1 protein-coding gene and 1 pseudogene are annotated in these 1,766 nt (G+C 72.8%); both read right to left on the reverse strand.

Translation table 11 applies throughout. The annotated features are described in order from the left end of the window. Positions 1-562, reverse strand: a pseudogene (locus tag G6031_RS12400) (histidine kinase); the annotation flags it as partial. A gap of 69 nt (positions 563-631) precedes the next feature. Next, on the reverse strand, positions 632-1,766 hold a 1,135-nt coding region (locus G6031_RS12405; RefSeq protein ID WP_182645336.1), incomplete at its 5' end, for an ATP-binding protein.

The raw sequence follows: 1,766 nt of genomic DNA on the forward strand, positions 1-1,766 counted from the left end.
CGAAGTAGACGATGTTGATGAGCGCGGTGTAGACGAGGTAGGCGGGCACGGGAGGGACGAGCCCCGACGAGCGGTCGGTGTCATCGAGGGAGTCGAGGATCTGCTGCATCCCCGATCCCAGCGCGAGGTACCAGATCATCCACACCACGAGGGCGGCGGTGATCCCCACCGCCACACCGACCAGAGCCCTGCGGTCGCGGGCCCATGCCACCGCGGAGTAGACGGCGATGAAGTACAGCACCTGCTGGGAGACCTGCCCCATCACCAGCGGCATGACGCTGCCGATGATGAGCAGATGCGCGGTCGCGCCGAGGCCGGTCAGGAGCGGGAGTCGGCGGCGGATGGCGAGCAGGGCCGCCGCGCTCGCCATCGCCGCGTACTGGGCCCACAGCGGAGCGCTCTCGCCGCCCAACACGCCCATGCTCCGCAGGATCTCCAGTCCCACGGCCGAGCAGGCGAACATGGCCAGGGCGAGGACCGCGTCGGCCCGGAGGTAGTTCTCCGGCAACGGTCGGGTCCATGCGTCCTCGGCGTCGAAGAGGCGGTTCAGGCGGGCCCACACGACAGCCGAGCCTATCCGCTCACGGTCCGGCCGGTGGCGCGGCGCCGCAGCGGCGGCCGCCCGGGTCGGTCACGGCTGGTCGGGGTGTTCCCCGATGGTCTCGACCGGCAGGTCCACGACGAACCGCGCTCCGCCCGCGGGGGAGTCCTCGACCCGGACCGATCCCCCGTGGGAGCGGGTGATCTCGGCGACGATCGCCAGCCCCAGGCCGGACCCCCCGGTGCCGCGGGCGCGGTCGGCGTCGAGTCGGGCGAAGCGGTCGAACACCGTGTCACGCTGCTCGGGTGGCACCCCCTCGCCGTCGTCGTCGACGGTGATCACGGCGCGCGGTCCCGCGGGGTCCGTGCGATCCACGGTGAGCCCGATCATCACGGCCTCACGGGCGTGCCGCCGCGCGTTGTCGACGAGGTTGCGCACGACCCGCAGCAGGGCGTCGGGGTCGCCGACCAGTCGGGCGGGTTCCACCGCGCCGGTGACCTCGAGTCCGCCCAGTCCACGGAGCCGCCCGACCTCGGAGAGGACGATGTCGTCGAGGTCCACGTCCTCGCGACGCAGCGGGACACCCCGCTCGTCGTTCTTGGCCAGCAGGAGGAGATCCTCGACCATCGACCGCATCCGCTGGACCTCGGGCAGCAGGAGGTCGTCCACGGTCTCCACGTCGACCGGGGTGCCGGAGGTCGAGGACAGCTCCAACAGCGTCGACAGCGTGGACAGGGGGCTGCGTAACTCGTGCGAGGCATCGCCCACGAAGGCCACCTGGGCGGTCCTCGCGGCGTCCAGGCGGGCGAGCATCGCGTTCATCGTGCGGGCCAGTCGCGCGATCTCGTCCTCCGCCTCGGGCACCGGCACCCGCTCGCCCCGCCCCGAGGCGGAGATCTCGGCCACCCGCGACCGGATCGATTCCACCGGCCGCAGCACGCGGCCCATCGCGTAGTGCACGAACACCGCGGTCGCCAGTCCGGCCACGGGCACGAAGGACAGGAACAGGATCGCGCCCGCCGCGAGCACGGTGTCGTACCGGTCGGTGTCCGTGCCCACCTCGACGGCGAACGTCACGCCGCCCAGGTCCACCCCGACCGACGTCACCCGCAGGTCCGCCCCGCTGGGCGACTCCAGCTGGTGCCGGGTGATCTCCCCGGCCACGGGCGCGGGCACCGGGGGCACGTCCTCGAGTCCGCGGGTGACCTGGGCGGCGAGCAGCCGG

The sequence above is a fragment of the Dietzia sp. CQ4 genome, from assembly GCF_014145125.1.
GTDB classification, from domain to species: domain Bacteria; phylum Actinomycetota; class Actinomycetes; order Mycobacteriales; family Mycobacteriaceae; genus Dietzia; species Dietzia natronolimnaea.